5 protein-coding genes (1 of these 5 only partly in view) are annotated in these 23900 nt (G+C 72.1%); all 5 read right to left on the bottom strand.

Going from position 1 to position 23900, the window contains the following annotated elements; translation table 11 throughout:
- Window positions 1-245 precede the first annotated feature (245 nt).
- Window positions 246-1007 (bottom strand): DeoR/GlpR family DNA-binding transcription regulator, encoded by a 762-nt coding sequence (locus HNR10_RS28905; RefSeq protein WP_179829020.1) that lies wholly within the window; start codon window positions 1005-1007, stop codon window positions 246-248.
- Window positions 1008-1196: 189 nt separating this feature from the next.
- A complete protein-coding gene (locus HNR10_RS28900; protein WP_179829018.1) occupies window positions 1197-1730 on the bottom strand; it encodes a DeoR/GlpR family DNA-binding transcription regulator in 534 nt (177 codons plus the stop codon).
- A gap of 659 nt (window positions 1731-2389) precedes the next feature.
- Complete coding sequence (locus HNR10_RS28895) at window positions 2390-5734, bottom strand: right-handed parallel beta-helix repeat-containing protein (protein ID WP_179829016.1); 3345 nt, start codon at window positions 5732-5734, stop codon at window positions 2390-2392.
- A gap of 98 nt (window positions 5735-5832) precedes the next feature.
- A complete protein-coding gene (locus HNR10_RS28890) occupies window positions 5833-8076 on the bottom strand; it encodes a carbohydrate-binding protein (protein WP_179829014.1) in 2244 nt (747 codons plus the stop codon).
- A 222-nt stretch (window positions 8077-8298) separates the two neighbouring features.
- Window positions 8299-23900 carry the 3' portion of a WXG100-like domain-containing protein gene (locus HNR10_RS28885; protein WP_179829012.1) on the bottom strand. It continues 13918 nt past the right edge of the window, so 15602 of the gene's 29520 nt are visible here — the last part of the coding sequence; the start codon falls outside the window, past its right edge — the gene reads right to left on this strand; it ends in the stop codon at window positions 8299-8301.

Below are 23900 nucleotides of genomic sequence, written 5' to 3'. Positions count from 1 at the left end.
GCCCATGTGGTCTCAGTTGGTTTTACGTGAGTTTATAGAAGTATCGCATGGCAAACAACCCCTCCCTCCACCCCATGCTTCTCACTGAGATCACGATGTGCGGACGCCGCGCCGGCACACGCGACGTGGAACACACATGAAGCCACACGCCTAAACAGAGGATGATAGGATGTTTTACCATGGGCCTGGGCCCTCGAACCGCAAGCGGGAGCGTCCGACGGGCCCGGCGAGTCCGCGCCGACGGCTCAGACCGTGGTGACGCGCGGACCGACCGCCGCGAGCTCCTGCGCGAGGCCGTCGGCCAACCCGGTGTCGGTGATGACGCAGCTGACCTCGTCGAGCGTGGCGAAGCGGGCGAAGTGGTCGTTGCCGACCTTGGTGTGGTCGGCCAGCAGCACGACCCGGCGCGCGGCGCCGATCATGGCCCGCTTGACCTGCGCCTCGGCCGGGTCGGGGGTGGTGAGCCCGCGTTCGACGGAGACGCCGTTGGTGGCCATGAAGGCGACGTCCACGTAGGTCTCCTCCAGCGCCCGCAGAGCCCAGGCGTCCACGGTGGCCTGGGTGCGCGTGCGCAGGCGCCCGCCCAGCATCATGAGGTTGATGTTCGCGCGCGGCACGAGGGCCAGCGCGATCGGGGCGGAGTTGGTGACGACCGTGAGCTCGCGGTCGGCGGGGATCTGCTCCGCGAGCCGACCGGTGGTGGACCCCGCGTCGAGGAGGATGGCGCCCTCCTGCGGGAGTTCGGCCAGCGCCGCCTTGACGATCCGGTCCTTCTCCTGGGTCATGACCGTGTCGCGCTGGCTCAGCGTGGGTTCGAAGGCGAGTCGCTCGACGGGGATCGCGCCGCCGTGTACCCGGCGCAGGACGGCGTGCCGTTCCAGAGCGGTCAGATCTCGCCGGATCGTCTCGTAGGTGACGCCGTACTCGGCGGCGAGCCGGGCGACGTCGACCCTGCCCTCCCGACGGGCGCGCTCAAGAATGAGGCGCTGACGCTCTTCCGCATACATGTGGTTCCACCTGTGTTTCAGTGTGCTGCTCGCGGGTGTTGCTCCCGAGGCTCCGCACACACGAGAACACGAACCTTGTGGTCCGGCGTGGCGTGGTAGGGCGCCTCGTCATCAGCGTCCCACGTCCGTACGCGCATCCGCGAGCAGACCGAGGGCCCGCCCGTGGGCGGACGCCTGGCGACCGCGCTCTCAGACCCTGAGCAGGCGGGGAACGCGCGCGCTCAGGCGCGTGGCCGATTCGGGGTCCAGGCCGGTGTCGGTGACGAGGCAGTCGACCTCGTCGAACGCGGCGAACCGGGACAGCCGGTCGTATCCGATCCTGGTGTGGTCGGCCAGGAGCACGACGCTGCGTGCCGCGTTCATGATCGCCTTCTTTCCGCTGGCCTCGGCCGGGTCTCCGCTGGTCAGCCCGCGGTCGAACGAGACGCCCCCGGGCACGACGAAGGCGACGTCCACGTTCAGGCCCTCCAGTTCCCGGGACATGGCCAGTGTCGCACCGGCACGCCGGTGCAGGCGTCCGCCCAGAACGTGCAGGGTGATGTCGGTACGCGAGGCGAGCACCAGGGCCACGGACACGGAGTTGGTGATGACGGTGTAGCCGTGGTCGGCCGGCAGCTGTGCGGCCAGGCGTTCGGTGACGGTGCCCGCGTCGAGGATCAGGACGCCGTCATCGGGGATTTCGGCGAGTGCGGCCTTGGCGATCCGTTCCTCCTCGGCGACCATTCCGCCTTCCCTGGGCTGAGAATGTGCGGACGCAGGCCCCGGATCCCCACCGACACCACCCGTGATACCAGTGCGAACCGGCACGTCGACCGCCCCCTATCCCTTGGTCGAAAGCACAGGCGTCGTCATTCGAGGTTTTCCTGCCACCGGGCGTCCGCGAATTATGGCATTCCGTCGAACACCCCGGATGTCACCATTTTTCTACCAGCTCCACAAACGTGGCGCAACGGTCGACACTGGCCATCGCACGGAGAGAAATGACACTGGCATCCCCCAGAAACCTCTTCACCGGAAGAGCGTTGGCGGAGGAGAACAATGGGCGGTGCCGACACAGGCACAACCGCCGAAGATCACCACACACGGAAAGCGAAGCCATGGTGAACACGAAGAAATCCGAAACCCGGATCAGGAGCTTTCGCGCTGGTCAGACGGCCAAACGAACCCCGGCGACAGGGGTACCGGGAACCGGCGCCCACTTCTCCACCTCGACCGAACATCCACAACCAAAACCAAACAGGCAGAAGTAAACGGAAATACGCAACCAAGTATTTCCACATTGAACCACCGCCATCGCCCCCCGGGAACACCGCACCAAGGCCGGCGTCCGGTATCCACCGACGCGCTCCTGCTCGGGCAGGAGCGCGCTCACGGCGCGGGCCTCACACCCCTTGGGGGGCGGGCACGTCCTCGGGGCCCAGGGCGGTGAGCTCCTCGCGGGTGGCGTCGGGCACGTGCACCAGCCGACCGGCCTGGCGGGTCATCATCCGCTCCAGGGTCTGCCGTGCGTAGCGCGCGTTGCCGAACGAGGCCGTCCGCGGAACCATGGCGAAGTGCTCGTGCAGCCGTTCCACCGTCTCGGGCGCGCAGGCGTAGCCGTTGGACTCGGCCATACGCCGGATGATGGTGACCAGCTCCTCGTCGGAGTAGTCGGCGAACTCCACCCGGTGGCTGAACCGGGAGGCCAGGCCGGGGTTGGACTCCAGGAACCGGTTCATCTCCGCGGTATAGCCCGCGACGATCACCACCACCTCGTCGCGGTGGTCCTCCATCAACTTCACCAGGGTGTCCACCGCCTCCTGGCCGAAGTCCCCGCCGGTGCCCCCCTGGGGGGTGAGGGCGTAGGCCTCGTCGATGAAGAGCACCCCGCCGCGCGCACGTTCGAACACCTCCGTGGTGAGCTGGGCCGTGTGGCCGATGTAGCGGCCGACGAGGTCGGCGCGGGCCGCCTCCACGATCTGGGGCGTGGGCAGCACGCCCAGGGCGTTGAGCAGTTCCCCGTAGAGCCGGGCCACAGTGGTCTTGCCCGTTCCGGGCGGCCCGGAAAAGACCAGGTGGTGGCTCATGGTCGGCACCGGCAGGCCCATCCGGCGGCGCTGGCGGCCGGTCGCGATCAGGTTGACCAGGTCGGTCACCGTGGACTTGACCTGCGCCAGCCCCACCATGCCCGTCAGCTCCGCGCGCAGTCGCGCGAGCCTGTCCTCGCCGTTCTCGGCGTCCGTACCGCCGCCCGGCCCGCCCGGCTGCACGCCGAGGTCCTCGGGCAGCAGCCGGGACAGCTCCCCCGGGTCGCCGGGGACCATCGAGCCGAGCCGGAACGCCTGCCGGTCGACCATTTCCTCGAAGGTCTTGCGGGCCGTGCGCCCGTTGCCGAACGTGGCGCCCTTGGGCATGCGGTCGAAGTATCCGCGCAGCGCCGCCTCGGTGTCGGGGGGCAGCTCGTAGCTGGACGCCGCGCACATCCGCTGGACGATGCTGACCAGGTCGTCCGACGTGTAGTTGGGGAACTCGATGGTGCGACTGAACCGCGAGGCCATACCCGGGTTGGTGGCCAGGAAGCGCGCCATCTCATCGGTGTAGCCCGCCGCGATGACGACCACGTCGTCGCGGTGGTCCTCCATGAGCTTCACCAGGGTGTCGATCGCTTCGCGGCCGAAGTCCGCGCCGGTGCCGCCGCCGTCCTGCTGGGCGGCGAGCGTGTACGCCTCATCGATGAACAGCACGCCGCCGCGCGCCTTGTCGAACACCTCGGTGGTCTTGATCGCGGTGCCGCCGACGTACTGCGACACCAGGTCAGCACGGGCCACCTCCACGACGTGGCCGTAGCGCAGCACGTCGAGATCGGCGAGGATGCGGCCGTAGAGGCGGGCGACGGTGGTCTTGCCGGTCCCCGGCGGGCCACCGAAGACCAGGTGGCGGCTCATGGTCAGCGAGGGCAGGCCCATCTCCGCGCGCCGCTGCGCCACCTGGTTGCGGTTGATGAGGGTGGTGACCTCGTGCTTGACGTTCTCCAGCCCCACCAGGGCTTCCAGCTCGGCGAGCGGCCCCTCCACCTCCAGCAGGCCGTCGTCACCGGGGGCGGGCGGTTCGACGGTCTCGGCCGGAAGCGGCGGCGGCGCCAGGGCGCCGGCCGACTCGCCGTAGGCGTCAGGGCTGCCGTTGTCCATGCTGACCAGCTTCTCGGCGCGCACGCGCTCGCTGCGCACCGTCTGGCGCAGTCCCGACCGCTGGTTGTCGTGCACCGAGCAGGTGTCCAGCGTGACGTCCTCGGCACTGTGCACCAGGACACCGTCGCCGACGTTGCCGAAGACCTCGCAGTGCCGCAGGTCGGCACGCGCACCGGCGGCCACCATCGCTCCGTTGCGGCGTCCGCCGTGCACACGCGAGCGCAACGCGTCGACCTGTCCCCCGGGCTGCACGGAGATCCCGTCGCCGCCGCATTCGGCCACGTCGCAGTCGCGCAGTTCGGCCACCGCGTCCGCGGCGACCGTGACGCCGTTGTCGCGCGCGGCGCGCACTCGCACGTTGCTCAGCAGCGGGCGCGACCCGGCTCCGGCCTGGATGCCGCTGCGGCCGACGCGCTCGATGTCGACGTCGTCGACGCGGCCCTGACTCCTCTCGGCGAAGTGCACTCCGTGCCCGCGGGCCTCGCCGATGAACACGCCCCGCAGGAACGGCGCGGCGGCCTCGATCGTGAAGGCCGATCCGGTGGTCTCCGTGACCCGGCCGCGGTCGAACTCGGCGGTGCTGCCTCCACTGACTCGGATGCCGCCACCGCCCTTCACGGTCAGTTCCACGAAGGCGGTGGAGGACCGGTCCTCCATGCGCACCGCGTCCTCCCCGGCCCCGTGCACCGCGCAGCCGATCAGCATGCCGCGGGCCTTGCCCCAGGCGTGCACGCCCACAGTGGCGGGGCGGGTGATCGTCACCCCGCTGATCTGGGGGTCGGCGTCGCTGTGCACGGCGATGCCGCGTCCACCGATGTCCTCGAAGGTGCAGTCCTCGACACGGGGGCGCCCGCTGCTGGACACCAGGAGGGCGTCCTGGGCGACGTCGTGGACGCGCACGCGGCTGATCGTGGTGGCGGCGTCGTCGTCCAGGGCGATGGCGGGCTTGCTGACGCCGGTGATCTCGCAGTCGGCGATGGAGCCGGCGGCGCGGTCATTGGCGTAGACACCGTTTCCGCGCGCGTCGCGGATGGTGCAGGCGCGCACGGTGGGACGGCCCTTCCCTCCGATGACCACACCGGTGCTCTCGACGTCCTCGATCACACAGTCCTCGAGGATGGTGGGCTGCTCGGTCGTGATGACCACACCGGCGCCGCCGGTGCTGGTGACCCGGCAGTCCCGCATCGCGAGCGCCCCGTCCTCGCGTACGACGACGGCGGCCCAGGAGGAGCCGTCCACCTCGCAGTCGGCCAGTTCCAGCTGCCCGGACGGGATGTCGACGGCGGGCCGGTCGCCGTCGCGTCCGCGCACGACCAGACCGGTGATCTTGACGGCCTCGGCCAGGGAGGCGACCGCGCAGCCGGAATCGGCGATGAGCTCGACGCTGCCGCGCCCGTTCTCGGCGGCGAGGGTGACGACCTGGGTGATCATCAGGCTCTCCTCATAGCGCCCGGGCGCGATGGAGATGAGCGCGCCGCTCCGGGCCGCAGCCAGGGCTGACCGGATGGTGGGGTGCGCGTCCCTGCCGTCCGGTGCGACCTTGAGGAGCTGTCGGGACATCGCCGGGTCCTTTCATCGGCTCGCTCCCCTGCGGGGAGCTGCACCGTTGTCGTTCGGGGGCGGGCCCCGGCCGAGGCCAGGGCCCGCCCGGTAGGGAATCAGTTGCAGCGGGTGCGAACCGCCGACGCCACCACATGGGCGTTGGTGTCCTGGCCGTCGATCCGGTCGGTTCCGCTGTTCTGGAGCTTCACACTGATGGTGTCACCGGGCGGGGTGTAGGTGCCAACGTGCACCCAGCCGCCCTTGTCGGCGACCTGGTCGACCCTGAAGGACGCGAACGGCTCGCTGGTCGCCGGGTCCGCGGACGGGTGCAGCCGGTACTGCGCGGGGGCGCCCCCGACCCAGCGCGGGCTCTCCGCGTCGGGGATGTGAACGTAGATGTCGCACTGGGCGCCCGTGAAGCCGATGTTGAACGTCCAGAACGCGTACCTGCCGTTCGGCTGGTCCGGGTCCCCGGAGACCGGGATGGCATGCCACCGGCCGTCGCAGTTCTCCTGGGTGAAACCGCCCTCGAACCCGAAGGCCCAGCTGTTGGTGCCGTCCCCCTCCCAGAACTCCCCGGCGGTGCCGTAGGCGATGCGCTCGTTGGGAGCGCAGCCGACCCCGGCGACCTCGGCGTAGCGGAACTCCGGTCCCCGCAGCGGAGCACCCTCCGCGGGAGGACGCTCGCCGGCGGGAGGCTGGTCACGCTGCGGTTCGCCCGGGCGTCCGTCCGTACCCTCCCCGTTCCGCGGGGTCTGAGGCTCCTGGTCCACCTGTTCCCGAGGCCGCTGTTCCTCGGGGGTCCCCTGGGGAACGACCTCGGTCAGCGGAGTCCCGTTGTCCGGGTTCAGTGGCTCGCCCTCGGCTCCGGGCCCTTCGCCCTCCCGGGCGCTTCCGCGGTCCCGGTCGTCGGCGGCGGTGGCGTCGGTGCCCTCGTCCCCGTCGGAGCCCTGAGGGGCGGCCATGGTCACGGGCCCGTCGGTGTTGTGGTCCGGCAAGCCGCCGAGCGGGGAGTCCCCGTCGCCCTCGGAACCGCCCGAGTCATCGGAGTCGCCGGAGTCCTCGGACTCCCCGGACTCCGCGTCGGAGTCGGAACCGGGGCCCTGGGTGTCCTCACCCTCGCCCTCGTCGTCACCGCCGTGCGGAGGGTTCCCGTCGCCCCCGGAACCGTCGGAGTCACTGGACTCCCCGTCGGAGCCGGAAACGGAGCCAGGGGCATCCTCGCCCTCGCCCTCACCGCCGGAGTTCGGGGACAGGCCGTCCCGCGACGCCTCGGAGCCCTCGCCGTCGGACGAACCGCTCGACCCGCCCTCCGTGGAGGCGTCCGGTGCCGAACCGGCATCACCTGAATCCGGTTCCTCCGCGTTTCCGGCACTGTCCTGCTCGGACTCCTCCTGCGGCAGCACCTCGGGCACGTAGCCGCTGTCGGGGGCAGGCCGCTCCTCCACACCGGTCACCAGCCCCGATTCCGATGTGCCCGCCGACAGCTGCCGCTCGGTCGTCACGGTGGAATCGCCGTCCGTGCCCGTGTCCGCACGCATGAAATAGCCGAGTACGCCCTCCTGGTCCGCCAGGGCGATCGCGGTACCGGGCAGGCGCTGGGAGGTCTCGTTGACCGCGAAGGGAGTGGCCATGAGGACCACACCCGCGATCGCGGCGAACGCGAGGACCGGGCTCCCCGGCCGTCCCAGCCGGTCCCGGGGGTCGGCCTCGGCCGCGCCCACGGCGGCGGCCGAGGCCACGTCCTCGCTCGCCGCCTCGCGCGCGGCGGCGGTCGTGTCCGCCACGGCCTCGACCGGGGCGGCCTCGACCGGGGCGGCCTCGACCGAAGCGGCGTCAGCCGCGATCCCCGGCGGAGCCGGGGGCTCGGACGGCGCGGCGGCCCCGGAAGCCGTCTCGTCCGCGGTCGGCGCGGTGCCGGACCGCGCCGCGGCCAGATCCTGCCGCGACTCCGGACGCAGGCTCGCCGGAACGACGGGGTTGGACGAGGAGTCCGGGTCGCCGTACACCGCGGGCGGCTCGGGAGTCGGTGCCGCCGAGCCCGTGTCGGCGGTCGGCGATCCCAGAACGGCGGCGTACGACCGGCCCAGTGTCCCGTTCGCCAGATCGGAGGGGGTGTGGTCGCCTCCGGTGTTCGGGGCCGGGCCGTCCGCGGCACCGCCGGTCGCGTCCGCGGCGGCACCAGGGTGCGCACCGTCGGCGGGAGGCACGGCGCCGGACGTGGCCGCGGGGCCGGGCCCGTCGGCCGTCCGCGCGGCGGCGTCGGCGTCGGCCGCCGTGCCCTGCGTGGCGGAGGGACCGGAGTCGTCGCGCGCGCGTGCCGGCGGCGACCCGTCTCTTCCCGCAGCGTGCTCGGTCATGGGTCACTGGTCCTTTCGGTCTTGCCTGGGGATGGTGGAAGGTCGGGGCGGGGCCCCGGGAACCCTCCGCGTCCTGACGAGGACGCGGTGGAAGTGGGAGGGCGTCCGGGCAGAGCAGCCGCTCCGCCCGGACGCGCTGGTGACAGACCGACCGCGGTCACTCCGGTTCTTCGAAGTAGCGGACGTAGGCGTTGCACTGCGCGGCGGCATAGAGCACACGGGTCACTGGCCGCTCCTTGAGAGAAAGTCGGTGGCCCCCCGCGCATGGCGGGCCAGCTTGTTGAAGCGCTCCATCATGTCGTCGAACCAGTCGGACCGGTTCAGGCGGTCGAACTCGCCGGAGAGCCCGTCGAGCCGGTTCCACAGGAACCGGATGTCGTCCCGGGTCAGCGGGTTGGTGATCCATGCGTTGGCCTCGAAGTCGTAGAAGTGCCGCATGCCGTAGGTGTAGGGCAGCCCTTGCAGGTCTGTGGGGTCTTCCGGCGTGTTCTCGTCCTTGGCCCAGGCCTTGCTGTGGTCGATGCCCGCGACGAGCCCGTCGCCCTGGTCCAGCCAGTTCCCCGGCTTGCGGTCGCCGTTGGCGATCAGCAGGTCCAGCAGGCCCAGCATGTGTCCGTCCCACGTGGTGAAGAGCGGGGATCGCGGGCTGTCCACGTGGGCGGACCCGGTCGTTACGCCGCTCATGACGTGCATGAACAGCTCGTACTCGCTGACGCGCAGGACACCGGGAACGTTGGCGCCGATGGCGCGGCCCACCAGCGAGGCGAGCTGCTCGGCGTCGGCGACCTCAAGGCCGAAGTCGGCCCCCTCGGTGTCCTTGTAGACCGCCCGCGCGCCGTTCGCGAAGCTCATGAGCACGGTAGTGCCGTCGGAGCCGCCTTCGACGAGCATCCTCTCGTCCACCACACCGGATCCGATGGTGTCGGCGAGGTCCTCGACACCGGCGAGGGTCCGGTTCCACCGCATGAGCATCGCGGTCCGCTCGTCCTGGCCCCCGTCCTGGCCCTGTGCGGTCTCCTCGGTCGCAGCCGCGGGCTGCTCGTCGTACGCCATCGCGGAGTCGTCATGGGTCCCGGCGTAGTCCTGCGTGTACTGGAGTGCCGTGGGGTACTGGGAGATCTGCGTTCCTTCGGGGTACTGGGAGACCTGCGTCCCTTCGGGGTAGGCCGCGCCCGCGGCTTCGGCGGCCTCGTAGTCGTTCGTGTCCGTGTACTGCCCGAAGGGGTCAGCCTCGGTGCCGCGGCCGTGGCGGCGGCGCCGGTGATGGCCCGCCATGAAGACCTGGGTCTGTGCGTCCTGGGCGGTGTGGTGCCCGATGTCCTCAAGCTGGTAGCGGTAGGTGAGGTCGGCGACGACGTCCTCGACCGTCGAGGGCTGATCGTCGTTCTTCTTGTCCGCGGCGCTGAAGTCGGGCCTGGTCGGAGGGTTGCCGCCCCACGAGTCTCCGGGATCGGCAGGGGCCGGATCCTGTGTACGCGCCGTCGGCGCAGGGCCGTAGAAGTCGTCGTCCAGGTCGTCGGCGGAGTCGTCGGTCCGGGGCTGGTCGGTCTGCCGGGTGCGGGGTTCCTGTGCCGCGGGCGGGGGGTTGAGCGCGGAGCTGAACAGTTCGACGATGCCGTGGTGGGACGGCGGCACCACGGGAGACGGTGCAGGGGTGTCGGCGGTGACAGGGACGGAACCCTCGGGAAGGCCGGGGGTGTCGTTCCCATGGTGGTCGGCGGGCGGAAGTGCTTGCCGGTTGCGGCTTCCCGAGCCGGTGCCGTGGTCGCCGGTGGAGCGGCCAGTGGAGTCTCCTGTGGTCCGGGCGCCGCTGTTGCCGGTCCCCGTCCGCGCGGGCCGTGCCGTGGAGGAGCCGTGGCCACCGCCTGTCGGGGGTGCGGGCGGGTCGTCGTCGCGGGGACCGCCCCCGCGGCGGACGGGGGGATGGTCGTCAGCGTCGTAGAGGTCGTCGTCGGAGTCGGAGTCCGTGTCATCGGAGTCGGAGTCGACCTTGTTCTCGGACGCTTCCTCGCCCTCGTGCCCGGGCTGTTGCCGAACCGGGCCGGGCTCGGAGGACGTCCTCTCCGGCTCTGCGCCCGCCGCGATCCTCCCCAGCAGCTTCCGTACGTCTTCAACTCGGCTCTGGGCCGTGGCGGCGATCTTCTCGGCGTCGGCGCGGGCCTCCTGTGCTGTCTCCACGGCCTTCGCGGCACGCTCGGCCGCGGCCGCCGCCTTCTGGGCGGCATGCTGCGCGGACCGATGCGCCCGACGGGCCTCGGCTGCGATCTTGTCCGCGCCCTCAATGTCCGTGTCGGCGTCGTTGCGGACCACCTGGGCGATCTGCTCCGCTTCCTTCGCGCGAGTCCGCGCCCCCTCGGCATCCCGCACGGCGGTGTCCGCCCTGGTACCCAGGATCTCTGCTTGCTCGGTCACCTTCTGCGCGTCCTCGGTGGCCCGGGCAGCGCGCTCCCCCGCCTCGCGGGCGGTCTGCCGAGCCTCCCGGGCCCTCGCCCGCGCGTCCTCCACACTCCGGCGAACGGCGCCATCCCGAGTGTCCGTCGTCCCCCGGGGTCCGGTACCGCCCGGCGCCGACTGCCCGCGGTGGGAAGTGCGGGAGGCGTTCGCCGCCGCCTGAGCGGCGAGGTCCGCGGCGGTGCGGGCCTTGCGGGCGTCGGCCTCGGCCCGCACCGCGTCCCTGGCGGCGCCCGCGGCGCGGGTCCGCACCTCGGCGGCCCTTCTCGCCGCCGCGTCCGCAGCGCTGCGGGCGTCCTTCGCAGCGTCGGAAGCCCGCTGGGCCGTCTGCCTGGCGTTCTGTGCGTTCTGGACGGCCCGGCCCGCGCGGTCCCGGTGGCCGGACGCGCTGGCGGTGGCCTCCCCGGCCCATGTCAGCAGAGCCTCGGCGTCCGCGACCATCCGGTCGGCCATGGTCTTCGCGGTGTCGATTTCCGCCTTCGCCGCTTCGACTTCTGTTGTGGCCGCACTCGCCGCCTCCCGCGCGGTGTGGGCGCGTCCGGCGATCCCCCCCAGAGCGGAGATCAGGCTGTCGGCGTCGGCGCGTGCCTGTCGCACGGCGCGGTCCCAGCCGGGGGACCGGTCCCGCCCGGTCAGGCCCTCCACGGCGGTCCTGAGCGCCCGGTACTGCGGCGGGGTCGTGTCGAGGTCGTTCTCAATCCTGTCGACGGTGTTCTCATGCCGACCTGCGGTGTTCTCGGCGCCAGCGGCGGAGGCGTGTGCGCCCTCTGCTCCGGAGACGGCCCTCCCGAGCCGTTCTTTGAAGCCATCGCCATCGGTTTCGGGCATCCGCGCGCGGAGTTCGTCGCGGGCGGTGTCGAAATCGTCGCTGATGGTGGTGGAATTGTCGTGCGCCGTGTCCGCCGCCTCCCGTGCGTCACGTGCCTGCCGTACCGCCCCCGGCGAGGGGGCGCCGCCGGTCCCGGAGGCGGGCGCGGCTTCAGCGCGTTCTCCGGTCCCGGCGGTGGGCGTTTCGCCGAAGCCCGTGAGGATGCGGTCGCCCTCCCGAAGGTCGGCGTCGCCGCGGCCCAGAACGGCGGAGAGGCCGTTCGCGTCATCGTGTGCCTGTCGGGCCTCCCGGACAGCGGTGGTCGCGGCGTCGGAGGCGCGCCGGACCCGCGCGTCCACGGTGTTCGTGTTCTGGCCGTCCGCGTGCAGCGTGCCGGGATCTGGGGCCGGGGTAGCGGTCTCCGTCGGACGGAGGTTCAGCTCGGTCCGGACGCGGTCGGCCAGTCCCTGGCGCGGTCCCGTGGGCGCGGGCGCAGAGTCCGGCGGGGTCACGGTGACGGTCGGCGCAGGCCCGTCGGTGGCCGTGGCGGAGACCGGAGGTGCTTCGCCGGAGGCGGGAGGCGCACCCGTGCTCCCAGTGTTCCCAGTGCCGGTGCTCCCAGCGGTCGTGTCTGCGGTGACCGGTGCGCGGGTCGTCATCCCTCCGCTTCCGTCACCGCTCACCGCTCGCACGGGGGGAACGGTGCCGCCGTTCGTCCCCTGCCCGGCGCGCCCCAGCGTGGTCCGCGTGGTGTTCACGGTCTCGATCAGGGAGTCGATCTGATCGTTGAAGTCGGACAGTGCCTTCCTGTACTTCTTCTCCTGCGCGTTGTAGGCGCTCTCGGCGCTCCGGTCGCCCGGGTCGGCGGCGTACCTCTCGGCCAGACCCTCCAGCGGGGCCCGGGTGTCGGCGTACTCGGCCTCCGCCGCGCTGAACTCCTCCCGCGCCTTGGTGACCGCGTCCGTGACGGGGGCCAGGCCCTTGGCCTGGTCAGGTGTGAGGAAGCCCATCGCCACGGCGTCGGCCTCCGGGAACCAGCCGGCCATCCTGACCGTGACGTCGTCCACGCCCCAGCGCGTGGGCCGGGAGTAGAACGAGGTCGGCGACAGGCTCGCATCGTTCGGGTGGAAGGCGGCGGGCGCCTTGAGCTTGCTGCCGACGGCGAACGCCCAGGTGGCGTCGTACTCCACGAAGTAGACGTTCCCCTGGCGGAGTCGGTCGGACTCCTGGTAGCCCTTGACGGCCTGGTTGGAGCCCCTTTCGATTCCGTGGGACGAGCTGGTGTTCACACCCGCCGCACCGGTGTGGATGCCCTCGTGCCGGTCGTAGTCGATGCCGCCGGTGGTCAGCCCGGACGGGCGCAGGTCTCCGCCGCGGCCCTGGCCCCCGCCGTGGGAGTCGCCGAAGCTGTGCGTCCGCGGCTGGACACGGGAGTCGCTGAGCTGGCTGCCCGGCAGTACGTCCAGGATCCTCGCCCCACTGCTGCTCGGCACCACCTTGGCGCCCCATTCGGTACGGCCGATGTCGGTGAACCGAACCCCGTCGGAGTTGCGTGAGGCCGACGGGTAGACGGCCTTGACGGCCTTGTCGGTGAGGCTGTGGTCGATCTCGTTGTACACCGGGTCCTGGCCGTAGGCGTCGGCGAGGTGGGCACGCGCCGCGTCCGCCGCGGCGCGGGTGGGCCGCCCGCCTTCGGGGGTGCCGGTGGGCGGCTGCCAGCCGAGGGACCGCGCGAAGACGACGTTGGCCGTGTCGCGCAGCGCCTGTCCGTCGTCTTCCACCATGACCGGCTTGGTGATGGCGGTGTCGTTGCCGGGGCGGGGGCCTGCGTCGTCCGTCCAGGTGCGCAAGGCCTCGGACACGGACGCGTAGATGGGGGCTGCGGGCCGCCGTGCCGTGCCGCCGTCCTCCGCAGCCGCGGGGGCGCGGTCGTTCCCGGTCGTGCCGACGCTCTGCGTGGAGCCAGGGGTGTTCGGGTCGGCGCGAACGGCCCCCGTGGAGCCGGTGCGGCCCGTGGACGTGGTGACGGCGGGAGGCGCCGGGAGGTCGGTGCCGGTGCTCCGCGTGCCGCCTCCCGTTGTGGTCGAGGTGGTCGCTGTGGTCGTCGCCGGGGCATCGAAGGTCATGTACGCGAACGGGTAGAGCGTCTCGATCCGCCCGCTCTCAGCGGTGCCCGTGTACGTCGATCGGGGCGCGTTGCCGTTCTCCCCGCCCCTGGGCTCGCCGAGTTCGAGGGTGAGGGTCAGCGTCGTGTCCGCGCCGACCTTCGCGTACGGGGTGTTGAGGTGCAGCTCGACGGTGCGGGCGTCGTCCTGTGACTCCCCGGAGGAGCGCCCGTCGCTGGTGGAGGAGGACACCGCCCCGGCGGGCGGGGCGAACAGGGGGCGGGCCTCCCGTTGTTCGCCCGCCCCCTCGTCGTCCTGGGCGTAGGGAAGGGGCTGCAGCACTACGGCGTCCGCGCCCACCGTCGTCCCGGTCCCCCTGTGGTGCGAGGTCGCGTCGGTCGCCTTCCACGTGTGCGACTCGATGTAGTAGCCGGACTGACCGACGTACGAGACCTCGGTGCGGCTCGGGTCCCTGGTCAGGTTCACGTAGACCTTCCCCGGGGAGGCCGAGCGCATGGGGTGGGGAAGCGAGTCCGAGGTGGGCTCCGGCCCCAGCTGGCGGACCTTGACCGGCACCGGGACGGTGGAGTCCGGGTTCTGGCCCAGGTGCGTGGTCAGTTTGTGCAGCAGGAGCTCCCGACCGCCACTCGTCAGCTCCAGTCCGTTCCCGGCGAGGTCGTTCACCAGGGCCTGGATGGCGGCCTCGGGGTCGGCGGGCTGGATCTGCCTGCCGTTGTTCTCGAACCCGGTTCGCACTTGCGCGGTGTCGGGCGTCTTCGGGTTGGGCTGCGGGTTCAGGTTCACCCCCGTCCCGCTCTCGTCGCGGGTCGCCCGGTCCAACACCAGCCCCGCCTGCTGGGCGTCGCGGGAGTGCACGTAGCCCGCGAGCAGGTTCTCGACGGGAGCGGTCCACCCGTGGAACAGGGTCTTCCAGTTCAGGGGCGGGCCGATGCTCCAGTTCTTGAGGAACTCGATCGCCTGCGTGAGGTGGCCGGAGGCCCGGAAGGCGTACGCCTTGGTGTTGTTCGGGATGAACAGCACCGAGGATGTGAACAAGGTCGACTGGGTGTGCGACGTGCCGCGGGAGAAGAACGTGCGGGCGGCGGAGGGCCCGGCCAGGGGGATCGGTCTGACGGCCTCGTTGGGCAGGGAGCCGTCGGAAGGGTGCGGGTTGGGGTTGCGGCCCCCGCTTCCGCCGAACTTGAGGCCGAGGCTGCCGGTCAGGGGGGAGTTGGTGGACAGGGTCACCTCGCTGCCGCCGTTCCACCGCATCTGGGCGTCGACGGGTCGGAAGTCGGTGACGGTGTCGATCTCGACCTTCGTGGCGACGGTGGCGCGGACGTCGTGCGGTGACCAGAACCCGCCGCTCATCTCGTGGCGGACTCGGGAGCCCGAAGGCGTGGTCACGCTCTTGCTCGTGGCGAGCTCCTCGGCCGACAGGTGGTTCTCGAACTGCCGACCGCCCCCGGACGACTGGGAGAGGAACGACTCGAGCTTGCGCCGGTATCCGTCGTGGAGGCCGCTGCGCGTGTCGGAGAAGGTCCGGTATGTTTCCTCCAGCAGCCCGCGCATGCCCCGGCTCCCGGCGTCGAAGTGGGTGTTCACGCGCTCGATGGTGCCGCCGATGCGGCGGATCATCCGGGCGCGGGCCTGGTCCAGGGGCGGCCGACCCTGCGGGGGCCTGTTGTCGGTGGTGCCGTCCCCGTCCCGGTCGGCTGCCGCCGGAGCGGTCTGTGTCGTCGTCGCGGTGTTCCGGGTGCCGTCGGGGGGAGGCTGCGGAGTGACGACGGCGGCCTGGTCGTCGTCGGTGCCGGTGGTGGTGTTCGGGGAGGCGTTCTCGGCGCCCCCGCCGAACAGGCGCCCCCAGGTGTGCACGAACCCGTCCCGGATGACGGTCCACCGTCCTCCCCGGCCATCGCCCGCCGTGCCGTCGGGGGTGATCCGCGGAACGAAGTTGCGGACGATCATGTCCCGTGCCTGCTCGGGCGTGAGCGGTTGCCGGACGTCGGTCGTGTCGGGCGCCGTGTCCCCGGAGTTGTTCACCTGCGCGGGGCCCTCGTCCCGCGTATCGGCGGTGTCGGTGGCCTCAGGGGCGTTCCGCGTCTCCCGCTCGGCGGAGGGGGTGGCGGTCTCGACGTCGCGGGCCGTGCCCGCCTGGTCGGACATGGTGCTCGGGGAGTCGGCGGCCATTGGCGGCATCTTGGGCGTGAGGAGGAAGGCCTGGGCGTCCATCCCGTCCCCCAGGAGCGGGATACCGTGTTCGCGCTGGGGCCGGTCGTCGCGCGCCATGCCGATGTCGTCGTGCTCGAACAGCCGGGCGGTGAAGCGGGTGCGGGACGTCCACTCGTCGGAGTCCACGTTGAACAGCACCGTCTCCTCGGAGCTGTGGGAGAGGCCCTGACTGGTGACCTTGCCCGCTTTCAGGGATGCGTTCAACGAGACCGAGGGGTTTCCCAGGACCCGGGGGACGCCGCGTGCGTCGGCGCCGGCGTCGGTGCGCACGCTGGCGCCCACGGTGAGGTTGAGCGCATGGTTGAGGCTCGACCCCTTCGTGGTGGTGATGCCGGCCGAGCCCGCGAACCGGGCGCCCCCGCTGGCGGTCGTGTCGTACCGGTGCGCCAGGCGGTCGAAGTCGCCGTAGACGCGCACGGTCACGGTCTCGGGTCGGCCTCCCCTGTCCTTGAGGATCATCGTCGGATCGATCACCGCGGATTCCTTGAGGCGAACCGCGATGCCGTTGCCGGGCAGGTCGGACGCACCACTCCTGAGTCCGGACTCGGAGAGCGCGTTGATGACCTTCAGGGTGTTCTGCTGTGCCACGTCCACGTTGCGGCGCAGGCCCCAGCGCTCGCGGAAGGTGCGCATCGGTCCGTCCGGATCCAGGTGGCTGGGGCGGACGGCGTAGTCCTTGCCGGTCCGCGCCAGGTCCGGGATGACCATGCCGGGGCGCTCCTCGGCGATGGCGCTGAGCACGCGGTAGGCCAGGTCCCGGTAGAACGGGGGTGAGGGAGGTGCCTCGGTCTCGCCCTCAGTGCCGGCGTCCCCGGTGGTGCCCGCGGGTGCGGCCGGGGTGGCGTGGTCGAACCCGCGTACGGTGGCCCCGCTCAGGTCCGTGGGGTGGTCGACCGCGAGGTTCGGGAACGGGGGCCGGGGCGGCGCGGCCGGTCCGCCTGTCGCGTCCCGGACCTTGGGAGGTTCACCGTTGAGCAGGCGGGCGTCCTCGATCGTGAGCAGTTCGACGGAGTTCCCCTCGAAGCGGTGCGGCCCCGTCTTGTCCCCGAAGTCGACGTAGAAGTCGCGCCGCACGTCGTAGGCCGCGTGGCCGGAGGGTGCGTGCACGACATGGTTGCTCGTCCCCGAGGTGTTCAGGGTGACGCCTTTGCTCTTCTCGAACGTCGCCGAGTACTCCACGAAGGGCGCGTCGAGCCGGACGCTCCTGCCGTTGGGCAGCCTGAGCCAGATGCCGAAGCCGCCACCGATCGACGCGGACGCCACGGTGGACTGCTTCACACTGGAGGATTCGCTCTTCACCGTGGTGTTGCTGTGCAGGAAGTCGACCAGGCTGGGAGAAGAGTCCTTGCGGTTGTACTCGGTCGCCACCGACCACATGTCCATGTCGCGGGGACGGCTGCCGGGGATCTGGATCAGGATGCGCACGGGACTGTTGCTCATCTGCGGCAGGTACTGCTGCATCCGGTCGTTGTCGAAGGTGTGCTCGATCCGCGCGCGGTATTCGTTGTCGCGCCGCTCCCGCGTGGAGGGGGTGTGGCCGTCGCCCTGGCCCCTCTCGGGGCGGGGGCCCAGGAGGTGGTCGGCGAGCCAGGTGCCAAGGGTGTTCTTGCCCTGGCGGCCGCCGCCCGTCGTCGCCGTGGTGGTGCTGTCGTCGCGCTCGCTCTCACCGTCGCGGCGGGTCCCGCTGTCGCCGGACGTGGTGTTCCCGCCCGTGTCGCCGGTGGTCTCAGCACCGCCCGAAGCCGTGGCGGGAGGTGGGGAGACCGGGGAGAGGCGGATGATCTCGATCGGGTGGCCGGTACCCATGTACGGCCGGTTGACCGCCGGGCGGTTCCCGTTCGCGTCCGCCGGTCCGTTGTCGGGCCTGATGCGCGTGGGTGCGTCGGGTGAGGAGACCACCTCGCCCGGCAGGTTCATGGCGAGGCCGTTGTACGCGGTCCCCTCTCCGACGCGCGGGGCGGTGAGGCCGGGGCCGGTGACGGACGCCCGCATGCGCAGGTCGCCGACGTAGAGCGTCGGTGCGCCGAGCAGTTCGATGCCGCTGGCGGAGTTGGCGCTGGTCGAGGCCGACCCGGAGGTACCCCGGATCTTCGTACCTCCGCGTCCGCCGACGGCGGCGATCGGACCGGCGTCGTTGCCGTCGACGCCGGTCATGTAGAAGGGGCTCATCGAGAACCTGCCGCCGACGGTCTTGCCCGCGCCGCGTGACCCGCCGTCGCTGGAATCCACTCCGGGGCCGGTGTCGTGGAGCCTCAGGAACCTGGCGTCCCCGCCTCCGGTCACGTTCCTGGCGTCGACGCGGTAGAAATCGCCGTCGTCGGGACGCAGGTCGATGTCGGCGCTCCACCTCTGCCCGTCGTGTGTGGTGCTGACGGTGTGTCCGCCCTCGCGGAGGAAGGGCCGCGGACCCTGCCTCGTGAGGATGTCGACCACGCCGTCCACGATCGCCTGGCGCGCGGGGCCGGGCATGTCCGGAGTGCTGGTCAGGACGTCGTCGACGAACCTGGGCAGGTGCTCGGCGAAGAGCATGTGCGGCCCGATGAGGTTGGACGTGGTCAGGTAGCCCAGGTCGTAGCTCTGACCGCTCCGGTCCGGCACGAAGCCGCCGTCGTAGGTGAGGTTCCGGGGCGGTCGGGGCGGCGGCGCGCCCTCCGGCGGGGCTCCCTCCCGGGTTCTCCGGTTCGTGTCCCTGCCGCTCTCGGTACCGGTGGTGTCCCGGTCACCGGTCAGGCCTGCGTCCAGGGGAGCGGTGGAGTCGGCGCTGAGCGGGCCGAGCGGGACGTCCCCGTCGGCCCCGCCGAGAGGAACGGGGCCGGTGTCGCGGCCCGGGCCTCCGGGGATGTCAAGGACGGCCATGACGGTGGTCGGGCCGTCGGGGCGCAGCAGGTCGGCCTGCGCCCGGGCGAGCTCGTCGTAGTTCCGGTAGGCCTCGTTGGCCTCGCGTTGCGCCTCGTGAGCGCGGGCGCGCAGATCGTCGGCGTCGGGGCGGCCCTGGGTCTCGGCCTCTCTGGTCTGGTCGACCAGGTCCTGGGCCCGCTGGTAGCCGCTGATCGCGTCCTTGATGCTGGCCGAGGCCTGTTCCCCGAGCCGGAGGGCGCTGGTGAGCCTGTCCGACCCGGCCTGGGGGGAGGGGTTCCTGCTCCCCCTGACGCTGTCGGTCCCGGTGGGGGCGGCGGGGGCGGCGGGGACAGCGGGGACGGACCGGTCGTCGGACCCGTCGGCGTCGGGGGTGCGTCCGGTGTCCTCGGCCATCGGCGAAGACGGCTGCTCCATCCGCCCCACCACACGCGAAGGCCCCGGCGTGGACACCGAAGGCGGAGGCGTCGGGGGTTGCTGCCGGGGGCGTTCTGCCGTGGATCCGTCCTTCGCGGGCTTGGTACGGGCGGCGTCCCAGGTGGTGAAGTCCCGTTCGGCCGCGGTACGCAGGCGGTCCACCGTCGCGCGCCGGGCGTCGACGGCCGCCTGCGCGTCCCGCATCCGTTCCTGTTCCTGGCTCGCGCGGGCGTCGCTGAGCGCCCGCTCCAGCCCGACCAGTTCCAGGGACTCCCGGGCCGCCGTGCGGGCGGTGTTCCAGACCTTGAAGCCCCGCAGGAACTCCTTGTGCAGGCCGTCCACAGCTTTCCGCTGGGTGTCGTACTCGGACTGGGCGTCGCGCAGGCTCCCGTCGTCGCCGCTCTGGTGCGCTTCCTGGACGCCCCGCACCAGCCCCGGGAGTTTCCGGCGGGCGTCGAAGTAGGTCTTCTCGGCCTCGGCGAACGCCTTCTGGACCGTGTAGAGGCCGTCCCAGAGCGCCTTGTGCGCGTCGACGCCCTCGGCGATCCCCAGTTCGCGCGCCTGGTCGTGGTCGATCCACGCGAGGACCTCGGACTCGACCTCGGCCATGCCGACCTGGTCGCGGGAAAATCCCATGTGGCGGGTCTCGGCCACCGGCGACTCCGCCGCCACCAGCCACGCCGTCGGAACCGCCACCAGATAGGCCCGCTTGCTCCCCACGGGCGGTCGGCCGGGATGGTCGGTCCGGGTGTTCTTCGAGGAGCCCGCGCCGGACGAGACGGATGTGGACTGGGTGTCGTTCACCGAGCCGATGGACCGGTGCTGGTCGGGAGCGAAGGCCATCGCGCCGCCGGCCGCACCACCGGCGGTGGTGGCGGAGCGATCCACCGTCGTCTCATCCTTGTGATCGCCCTTCCGGGTACCTCCGTGCGCGGATTCGACCGACACGTCGATCAGCCGTACCCCCTCCGCTCGCGGCACCGCGTGCAAGCGCAGTTCCAGGTCGGCGAAGGTGACCAGCCTGTCCCGGAACAGGTTGGGCAGGCTCTTGCCGCCGTCGGCGGCGGGAGCGAAGTGCGCCGACAGCGCCAGACCGGTGAGGGCCGCGGGGATGTTGTCCGCCCGGGGACCCATCCTGTCGTCAAGGTACTCTCGCGCGGCGCGGACGAGATCCGGAGCGGACGCGCCCTGCGGCGGCTGCCAGCCCGACGCCCGTGCCACGGCGATGTATCCGGCCCCGGTGACCGCCACCCCGCCCTCGGCCACCGACAGCGCTTCCAGCACCGGCACCGGCGCGCCCGCGCGCCGGTCGGCGGCCCACTCCCGGGCCGCGGGTTCGAGCCGCTGGTTGGGCGAGGGCAGTGCGCGCGGGGCGCCCGCCCGGGGCGCCCCGTCCAACGACTCGCCGGTGCCGGTGAGGTAGGGGGCGGGGTAGAGCTCCGTCACCCGACCCGCGTGCGCCTCGGCGACGATGGCGTCACCGCGGCCCTCGATCCTGAGGGACAGGCGCAGTGAGGCGTCGGCCCCGAGGACGGCGTAGGGACCGAAGACGATGGTGTCGACGGTGTCGGTGTCCGAGTCCCCCGTGCTCCGCGTGGTCGAGGTCCCGCTCTGACGCGAGGCGTCGCCCGTCGCGGGGACGAGGGTCGACGGTTGGCGGTCGGGGACTTGCGACGACGAGGGCTGCTCGCCGCCGGCCGACAGGACGCCGACCACTCCGAACCCGCCTCCGACGGAGCTGTCCTTCTGCCTGCCCTGCGATGCGTTGATGTCGGTGACGCGACTGCGCGAGTCGTTGAAGTCGGCCTTGGCCCCCACCCGGTCGACCCCGCCGCGGTGCCGGATGACATCAACGGTGATCCTGCCCGAGGACGAGGCGTGGACCCGGCTCGTGGAGCGGACCTTCACATCGATCGGCACGGCCCGCGCGGTGGCGTCGTCCAGTCCTCGGGCGATGTGCGTGCCGACCCGCTGGAACAGCTCCTCGCGACTGGTCCCGCTCAGCTCCAGCCCCTCATCGGCCAGCCGCCGGAACAGGTCATCGACGACGGGCCCGGCGTCGGGGCCCTGCCGGCGGTGGCCGAGCCCGGCGAACCCGGGGCGCGGCTCCCAGCGCGGCCGGGGTGCGGCGTGGCCCGGCAGCGCGGTCGCGACGGGGTCGCCGTCGGCGGCGGTCTCCACGGCGTCGCCCACCAGGTCGGCCGCATAGGCCTCGGCTTCGGCGATGTAGCCGAACTCCGCCCCGGGTACCTCGGTGTGCACGCCGTGGTAGGAGGCCGTGGAGGAGCGGCTCGGCACGGTCACACCGAGTTTCCAGTCCTTCTTGACCTCGGCCGCCTGATCGAAGGACAGGTCGGCGGTATAGGGGAAGGACCCGCCCTGCGGGGTGACCTTGGTCGTCCGGGAGACGGTGACCGGCTCGGCCGCGCTCTCTACGGTCGAGCGTGAGTACGGCGTCCACGTCCCGCCCGGCATGAGGACGGGGTTGTCGCTCCTCGCCGCGTCCGTGCCGGGAGCCGGCCCGGTCTCCGCGGCGGCCTCGTCGTTGGGGTTGTGCCGGAACCGGGCGGTAAACGCCAGCGAGCGGGAGTGGCCGCCGAGAGTGCGGGCCGCGCCGATGCTCACCTCCCCGCTGGAGGCGATCTCCACCGTGGTCGTGGGCATCACCTCGTGCAGCCGGAAGCCGCCGCGGGCGGCGCGGACGACCAGCGTCGGCAACCCTCGCCAGCGCCACGAGGCGTCGACCTGCAACCGGCCGCTGCGCAACCCGAACCGCGACAGCAGTGAGGGGGCGTTGCCGCTGAGCGTGGGTGAGAGCAGTAGTTGGCGCAGGTAGTCGTGGGCACCCCGCGAACGCCGCAGGAAGTCCTGGAAGCCCGGCGTGGTGTCGGTCAGCAGCCGGTTGCCCAGGCGGTACAGATCGGGCGCGGTCACGGTATCGGTCGCGGTGGGCACACCGTCCAGCGGATGCGGCGCCGCAGGCCGGGCGGTGCCCAGCACGACCGCACGGGCGTCGGCGTCCGGCAGCCGGCGCGGACCCGCGGGCCGGTCGGCGGTTCCGCCCGTCGTGGCCTGAGGAGTGGCCGTGGTGCGCGTGTCAGGGGCACCGGGGGTCTCCGCGTCCCGCCCCACCGGGGACTCGACCTCCAGCCGCGCGCGCGGACCCTGGATGGTGACGGCGTGCCCGTCGTAGACGACTCCGTCCCGGGCGCGGGCAGCGGCGGCGGTGCCGCCCTCGTCGATCACGGCCAGGTCGTCGGCCTTGCGGAACTTGCCGATCCTGGCCGTGAGGTCGAGGCCGTAGCGCCACACGTCGGTGTCGCCGGTGGTCTTGACCGCGCTCTCGGTCGACCCCTTGACCCCGTGCTCCTGGGTCCGTCCGCGCGGCTGCGACGCCTCGGCCGCCGCGTTGACCGTTCCGACGTTCTTGCGCACGCCGGCCGCGTCGGCCTCGGGGTCCCGGGCCACGGTCCCGATACTGATCTGCTCGGTCAGGGTGTGGGTGCGATCGCGCCCGTCGGTCTGCCCGGCCGATCCCGCCACCACGGACTCGGTCCCCACCGTGGAGGTGCCCCCGAACACGCGCCCGGTGGCGTCGGCGTGCAGCCGCACCGTCACGAACGGGGGCCGGAACAGACCGCCCCGGCCGGCGAGGGTGGGATCGACGCTGACGGTCTCGACCAGGTGCAGGTCGATCCCGGGCCCCGTCCACTCTCCTATGCGTCCTTCCAGGTTGTGCGGGGTGATCGCGTCCAGCACCGTGATCGTGTTGGCGACGGCCTGCTGGTAGTCGCGGCGCAGACCACGGAACTCACGCGGTGTGCGGGGGCCGTCCGGGTCCGCACCCGGTCGGCGCGCGTAGGTCGCCTTGGACGCGGTGGCCAGGTCGGGCACGACCAGCCCCGGGTACTCGTCGGCGATTCCGGTCAGCACCGCATGCGCGTAGTCCTCGTAGACGGTGGTGGGCCTGGGTGTGGGAAGGACGACGCCGTTCGTCGGCGTCGCGGCCGGCGCAGCGGTCCGGTAGCGGCTGCCGTCCTCGTGGAGAACCTCCCTGGGGCTCATCCCGCCCCAGTGCACCGGCCGGTCCACTCCCAGGTGGTCGAAGCGGGGGACGCGCCGCGCTCCGGCCTCGGCCGTCGGCTCGTCCAGGCCGGCCATGCGCCGGGCGTCGGCCACCGAGATCTGGTCGATCGTCCGGCCCCGCGAACTCATCAGTGTGGCGTCGCCGGAGAGGGTGGCGTAGTACACCCGCTCGACCTCGTAGGTCTCGACCCTGTCGGAGTGCGCCTTGACCGTCCGGGCGCCCTCCGTCGAGATGGCCCGGCTCGACGCGGCGTCGAGCTTGTAGGAGGCATGGATGCTGGGGATGTTGAGGCGGAGTACGCCCCGGAGCAGTGACATGACCACGCCGGCCCCGGCGCCGAGCTTCAGGTTGGTCGACCGCTTCGCCGACAGGCCCGCTTTCTTGTCGCCCTTGCGGCTACGGGCGAAGACCGCCTTCCCCGGCGCGTCCTCGATCCGCGTCAGCTCCTGGGGGACCGACCACAGGGTGAGGACCCTGGTCGCACCGCTGCTGTCGGTGAGCACGGCCACCGGCGTCGGCCCGCGGTCCAGCGACCCGTGGATCCTCTGCAGGGCGTCGGGGGTCGTGGCAAGGTCCAGGTCGGCGCTGGTGGCGTGGTTCCGGTCGATGCCGAGTTGCTGGCGGATCTGCCCCGTCAGGCCGTCGACGGGGTCGACGATGAGCGAATGCCCGCTGCCCACCCGAGTCCCCTGCCCGTTCCGCGTGCCCGGGGCGCGGGGCCCCGTGGCGAAGGGGTCGGGCAGGACGATGCGCGCCGGGGCGTCGGTGGCGGTGTCGGCCGCCGCCTCGCGGTCCTTGAGACCGCCGGGAACGGACATGCTCAGCCCGTCGGGCTCGACCACGCGCACGACCACCGGGCGCTCGGCCA

Source organism: Nocardiopsis aegyptia (assembly GCF_013410755.1).
Lineage (GTDB): Bacteria > Actinomycetota > Actinomycetes > Streptosporangiales > Streptosporangiaceae > Nocardiopsis > Nocardiopsis aegyptia.
This window is presented reverse-complemented; position numbering and strand designations above follow the sequence as displayed.

Coding starts and splice junctions, on each gene's coding strand:
- HNR10_RS28890 (WP_179829014.1), bottom strand. CDS start 8,076: ATGACCGAGCACGCTGCGGGAAGAGACGGGTCGCCGCCGGCACGCGCG.
- HNR10_RS28900 (WP_179829018.1), bottom strand. CDS start 1,730: ATGGTCGCCGAGGAGGAACGGATCGCCAAGGCCGCACTCGCCGAAATC.
- HNR10_RS28905 (WP_179829020.1), bottom strand. CDS start 1,007: ATGTATGCGGAAGAGCGTCAGCGCCTCATTCTTGAGCGCGCCCGTCGG.
- HNR10_RS28895 (WP_179829016.1), bottom strand. CDS start 5,734: ATGTCCCGACAGCTCCTCAAGGTCGCACCGGACGGCAGGGACGCGCAC.